Source organism: Bacteroidota bacterium (assembly GCA_016183775.1).
In the GTDB taxonomy this organism is placed as follows: domain Bacteria; phylum Bacteroidota; class Bacteroidia; order JABDFU01; family JABDFU01; genus JABDFU01.
Window position 1 is genome coordinate 21308 of record JACPDY010000100.1, and the last position, 6433, is coordinate 27740.

6 protein-coding genes are annotated in these 6433 nt (G+C 38.7%); all 6 read right to left on the minus strand.

The annotated features are described in order from the left end of the window. Window positions 1–146: 146 nt before the first annotated feature. Window positions 147–845: a 3'-5' exonuclease gene (locus HYU69_12950; protein ID MBI2271244.1), complete on the minus strand. Its 699-nt coding sequence runs from the start codon at window positions 843–845 to the stop codon at window positions 147–149. Continuing rightward, complete coding sequence (locus tag HYU69_12955) at window positions 823–2724, minus strand: DUF4153 domain-containing protein (GenBank protein ID MBI2271245.1); 1902 nt, start codon at window positions 2722–2724, stop codon at window positions 823–825. The genes HYU69_12950 and HYU69_12955 overlap by 23 nt, the downstream gene beginning before the upstream one ends. A 5-nt stretch (window positions 2725–2729) precedes the next feature. Beyond that, a complete protein-coding gene (locus HYU69_12960; GenBank protein ID MBI2271246.1) occupies window positions 2730–3134 on the minus strand; it encodes a hypothetical protein in 405 nt (134 codons plus the stop codon). A 35-nt stretch (window positions 3135–3169) separates the two neighbouring features. After that, window positions 3170–4300, minus strand: coding sequence for a serine hydrolase (locus HYU69_12965; protein MBI2271247.1), 1131 nt, complete (start codon window positions 4298–4300; stop codon window positions 3170–3172). A gap of 163 nt (window positions 4301–4463) precedes the next feature. Beyond that, complete coding sequence (gene lipB / locus HYU69_12970; protein ID MBI2271248.1) at window positions 4464–5213, minus strand: lipoyl(octanoyl) transferase LipB; 750 nt, start codon at window positions 5211–5213, stop codon at window positions 4464–4466. A 102-nt stretch (window positions 5214–5315) separates the two neighbouring features. After that, window positions 5316–6299 carry a bifunctional phosphoglucose/phosphomannose isomerase gene (locus HYU69_12975; GenBank protein MBI2271249.1) on the minus strand — a complete coding sequence of 328 codons (984 nt, stop codon included), beginning with the start codon at window positions 6297–6299 and terminating at the stop codon, window positions 5316–5318. Between the last annotated feature and the right edge of the window lie 134 nt (window positions 6300–6433).

The window sequence follows — 6433 nt, forward strand, 5'->3', positions numbered from 1 at the left end:
AAATGGTTCTACTACGCACATGAATTAAGTGGAAATACGGATTTTTATTTTTTCAAGTACTTGTTTTGTAATTACTTGTGAAACGAGAAAAAAAATCAAAAAAAATGTGTAGGTGTATGCTTTTGAGGTTAGGATACAATGTTATTTCATGTAATAATGACTTGTTCGGCTTTGATAAGCGGTTCACCCTTAAAACGTAATAATACCTGTGCAACGGTCAATACATCTTTCTGGCAATACGTAACAATGCGCTTCAGATTTTTTTCTTCATAATATACACGGGAAACATCACTGCCATCTATATCGTCCTTAGGTGTAGGGATATCAAAAATATGCGCGAGCAGATTAAGGGAAGTGAAGTTTTTGTAGTCACCGAATTTCCATAGTTCCATAGTGTCGAGCAGGTTCACTTCCCAGGGTTTTTTTCCGGCTATGTTAAGTATATCGGGAAGTTTGATCCCATTGATAAGCATACGGCGTGCAATGAATGGATAGTCGAACTCTTTACCATTATGAGCGCAAAGCCGGTGTTCTTTTTTATTGTAATGTTTGTTGAGCATGCTGGCAAATTCTGTAAGCAGAAGTTTTTCATCATTGCCATAAAATGATTTGAGTCGAAAATTTTTATCCGACATTAAGCCAACCGAAATACAGATTATTCTGGCAAACTCCGCGAATATTCCGGCCTTCTTGTATAACACTTCTGGCGTTTCAGCGGTCTGGAATCTGAATTTGTTGTCCCACAATTTACGCGCATTGTCATTTAAGTCGTCATACTTATATGTTACCGGAACGGTTTCGATGTCGAGGAAGAGAATATCCTCAATTTTTTGTTGATCCAACATGGTTATTTTTTTTGATCAATATGTTTGCTGAGAAGGATGTGATAGTGCTGACCTTGTTTTTTGTTTCGCCTCCGATATAAGTGAATAGTAATTTAATGCCGATCGTATCATTGTGTAAGTTATAGGTCATCAGGCTGTCAGAAACGGTATAATTTCCATTACCATTGTTATAATTCTGTTTTTTAGAATCGGCTTTTAGAGTAGCAACCATCCGTAATAAATTAAATGTGAACAATTCTGTTTTATTAAGCTTTATACGAGCCATGCTATCAATATTGGAAAAGAGAATGAATAGGCTGTCGGTATTAATTATAACTGTATTCGTGCTTTCATTCAGGTCTTGATAATAATTGCCGTTAAAGGTGGCATAATAATTATAGCCGCTTACATTTATTGATTTGTTATAATAATCCGTGCTGAACGAAAATGGTCTGCTGACAGAGCTTGTGCTGTCGTCTTCATCACGGTAGCTGTCATATCCAAATTGTTCTTCGATCCCCATCAGTCCCATTATTTTAGCGGGTTTGTATGCATATTTATTTGTGTCTGCGGCAAATAAGGAGTCAATACTAATGCTAAACCATGGTTGTAATAATTTATAGCCGTGACCTTTATCTAAGTAATGGATAATATTGGTTATCTGGAGGGCTTCTTGATCTGGAATGGTGTCATTTGCTTTTTTTATTTTTTCATCAACCAATACGCCATTCTTTACAAGTAACTTTTCCAGACGAGTTACCTGGCTATGTTCGCCAACACTAAAAGCGCTCCATGGTCCAAAAGATGAGAGCAAGGCAATAATACAGAGGCTAACCGGAACAATTTTTATGTTTTTTGTTTTACTGATCAGAAAATAAGTTGACATAACCGTTAACCAGCCGGCCAAAAGGATAAGAAAATATCTGTTTTCGGTGATACCATATTGGCTGACACGTTTATAAATGGCCAGAATAAACAGTACAATAAGGGGGTAAAGGGCTAGGTAGAATCCGCGCGAAAATCCTTTTATCCAAGTGTTACCTTCATCGTTACGTATGGGATGAATAAGTAGCAATGACAAAATTCCGGCAACAGAACAACCTACGACAAGATAGGATACCCATCCCCGCGGTAGTTGCATATCAATAACTATTTTGACTGAGTAGGCATAAAGAATGACCATGTATATAGTGACAAGCGGAAGTAATACATATTGAGTAAATATTTTCAGCCCCTTTGGATATGCTGTTACCTGTTCAAGGTGCTGGATATTTGCAGGTACCCCGCTCAGGAAAAACCAGGTGTTGAACAATCCCGACAAAGAGATCCACAAATACATGTAATAACGCCAGCCTATTTCAACTTTGAATAATTTGTCGATAGCCAGTAGCGCAAGGCTTAGGCCTGCCCAAAGTACAGTGGTATAGATTGCCGCTGTTAAGAATTGGATAAATAGCGATTTGTTGAATTGCCAAAAGCCATTAAGTTGCGTTTTCCCAATAAAAGCTGAAAAAGCTACGAGTAAATGGGCTGCAATGACAAATAACGCGTAACGCGCCAGCTCTACAATATTTTCTTTGTCAGTTGGTGAAAGATAAAAATAGTAAACAACAATAAGTGCAGTTACAAGGGACTGCAGCCCATATTTTGCTGTGAGTGTATGATCGTTGCTTTCGGAATAAAGTGTAACCGCAATAAATAGGAAAACTCCCAGCGATCCGCAGATGGCGATTTTCCACAAATACGCCATTTGTGTTTCGGCTCCGTATGAAGGATTAATGTGTACGAGATATATAGTTGAAGATACCGCGACGAGGCTTGCCAGAATAGCGAGAGGGAAACGCAGAAATGTTCCAAAAGCTCCTCTGATAAGGTGTTCGACTGATGGGAGTCTGGCCATTTATATTATTTTATCATAACTCCCTTTTTATTGATAAGAGGGATGCGTATGAAATTAGTCTCACTTATACTTTCGGCCAAAAATATATATTTTTTATCGTACATCACTTTGTTAACATAAAAGCTTACCCAAAATTCATTGTTAATGCCGAATACTGTTTCCATTATAGGTTCAATTTTGGCAAAGCTATTCGGGGGGATAGTGTCAAGAAAATGTCTTAGTGTAGAAGTTTTACGGCCTTCACCTTGTATGAGTCCATATCCGGTAGAGGTAACAAGTACACCTTCAATGGCAACATTCTTAAGATTGAGCATATACACATTCCATTCCTGTTCGCCTTTGTCGTTCAATTCTTTAACAATGGCCACAGCAATATCGGTTACTTCCGGTGGATTTATGTCCTTTTTCATCTATATAACAGGACAAAAGTAAAAAGGTTTTTGATTTAATAGGCATCAAGTGCTTTGTCTATATATAAATACAAATCAATAGGATGTCCGTCCCGTTTTTCTTTATCACGTTTGTGCCCCAGGCGAACGATCACTATATTTTTATCGGGTATCGCAATAATATACTGGCCCAAAATACCCCTGCAATAGGAAATGTGATGGCCTTTGTAATCCAGCATCCACCATTGATAGCCGTAGCATGTATTTGCTTTGCCTTCCTCGTTAAGCAACGGAGCGGGTTGCATTCCCTGCTTCATGAAATCTTCAGGAACTAATTGTTTTCCGTTCCAGTTGCCATTATGCAGGCATAACAAACCGAACCGCGAAAAATCGCGAGCGTTGGAATTAAAACAGCAGTATGCTTTTTCCATTCCGTTTTCGCGATCAAGACTCCAGTAAGCGGTGTTTTTAGCGCCCAAAGGCTGCCAAAGGCTTACACTCATATATTCACTTAATGATTTGCCTGTGGCTTTTTCAATGATCATTCCAAGTAGTTCGGTATTGCCACTCAGGTATTTAAAAGTTTTACCGGGCTCCTCAGTTACTTTATAGCTTAGTGTAAGTTTTTTAATGTCGGTACCGTAATAGGCAGCAGCAGGATAAGCTAATGGATTAATATAATCTTCGTCAAAGTTAATACCAGAGCTCATGGTCAGCAGGTGGCGAATGCTAAGTTTGACATTATCACCTTCTTTATACTGCGGAATAAATTCACTCACAGGTTGATCAAGGGATTTGATAGCTCCATCCTGCAGTGCACAACCAACAAGCAAGCCAACAAAACTTTTAGCCATAGAGAATGAATTGGAAATGGAGTTTTCACCATAATTATCCCAATACTGCTCATAACGTATGGAATCATTTTTTAAAATGAGGTAGGCAATAGTGCCATAAGGTTGAAATGCTTTTGTGTCAATGGTTTTTTTGTTGTAATCTTTTCCATTCGGAATTGGTATATGAACAGCAGCTCTTACTTCGCGGTTATGAAAAATCAGGTATTCGTCAATATCAGGACCAGAGCGACCTTTGAAATACGTATTCGCTATACCTTTATATAAATAGGTTTTGCCGGATAACAAAATACCCAGGTTAAGAACGATCAGGATGATAAACAGCCATTTGACTATTTTTTTCAGAACACTCATTTGAAAATAGTTTTAAGTTTTAATGGTCAAAAGCCAACCTGCCGGCCAGGCAGGGACCCGATATTTGCAAAATGCTGAAGGAGCCATTCCTAGATGCCTGCAGGCAGGTTATGCCCCTTTGTGTTTTAACTTTTGCAATCATGTTTCATATGGTTTCTTTTTCCATCACTAATTCGGCTTCAAACAGGTTGACAAAATATTTTTTTAATTTTTCTTTTACTTCATTCATGTCAATTTTCCTGCCGAGTTCTTTGTCTAATGAAGTTACTGCTTTGTCGGTAATGCCGCAGGGCACAATGCTATTGAAGTAACTGAGATCACTGTTCACATTCATGGCAAAGCCATGCATAGTTACCCACCGGCTGCACCGCACACCCATCGCACATATTTTACGTGCTTTTAAAGGATCTGTCGCATCGAGCCATACTCCCGTTTGTCCGTTTATTCGGCCTGAAGCAATGCCATATTCGGCAAGTGTGAGTATCACCATTTCTTCGAGATAACGAAGGTATTTGTGGATGTCGGTAAAAAAGTTGTCGAGATCTAGAATAGGGTAACCAACAATTTGCCCGGGGCCATGATATGTAATATCTCCACCCCGGTTTATTTTATAATAGGCCGCATTCTTATCCTTCAATTGTTTTTCGTTTATCAGTAAATGTTTTTCAGAACCGCTCTTGCCAAGAGTATATACGTGAGGATGCTCGCAGAAGAGAAGGTAATTGGTTGTTGGTTGTTGGTTGCCGGTTGTCCGATTAATAATTTTAACATTAATAATTTCATTTAAAAGTTTTTCCTGGTAGTCCCAGGCTTCTTTGTAATCAATGAGGCCGAGATCTTTGAAGATGATCTTTTTGTTGAGTGAAAGGGACGAGGGGCGAGTGGCGAGGGACAAGAGAATATTTAGTGTGTTAATTTTTTTTCAATGAGATAGATTTTTTGGAGAATTAAGTTTGGCTTTTTCTCACTCGCCCCTCGTCCCCTTCACTCGTCCCTCCTACGTCTTAGCCAGCTGAGATTTCAGATTATTGATCACATTGATCTCATTGGCATCATACCCACGCTTATCAGCCAGGAAACAGGATATCCAATCACCCAGGTGTATGAGGTAAAAAGCCTTTTCTATCTTGTTTTTACCTTTCGAGTAAATTTCAATAATACTTGGAGTATAATTTTTAATTACTTCTTTGTTGATCTCAATCCGGGTATTGTTGCGTTCATACTCATCCGGGTCACGGAAAAGTACTACAGCAAGATTGTTATTCTTTTCGCGCCAGCCTACCAGTTCGTTGTGATTCATTTCGGGGATAACGTGGTGCCAGCATAATATTTTTGAATTTTCATTCAATTGTTGGCGAAAGCGTATCGCAATACCCTCGTTATAAGTTGTTGAATAAATAACGGGGGTTTTGTTCAGGAGTTGGCCTGCTATTTTATCCGCAAGTTCTTTGATCGGATTTTCTTCCTTGTCAAGAAGTTTAGCGGAATCATTTATTTGTGTTTCAACATCGAAACTGATGACACTAAAGAATTTAAGAATAAAAAGTAACTGTGTTAAAGAATATGCAAGACAGGCCCTTGGAGGATGACCGTTCGGAATAATTATATGGTCGAGATTGTATTTCTTCGCGATGTCAAGTACTTTTCCGCCTGAAGTAACACAAACAATTTTCGCTTTTTTTGCAATAGCCTGTTCAAGTGCCTGTAATGTTTCCTCAGTATTTCCTGAATAGGACGACGCAATGAATAATGTATTCTCATCTACAAAAGCAGGGATAAAGTAGCCTTTGCATACCGTTATAGATACATTTGCATCAAGGGCAACCAATTCGCTTACAATGCTGCCGCCAATACCCGATCCCCCTAATCCGGAAATAACAATATTTTTGATCGGATAGTCGCTTTTATGCAGTCGGGCAGATCGGCCTATTTCAATTGCCTTTCTCAGTTGTTTGGAAAAATCAGCTATAAGGGCTTTCATCTGTATATAATTTAGTTAAGCATTGATATTCAATTTTTTAAGAACAGGTTAAGAGCGTAAATTTTCATCTTCGTACTCCCACACACAATTGCTTGTATGTTTGGTAACAACGGTTGGTGCTTAACCTGTAAACG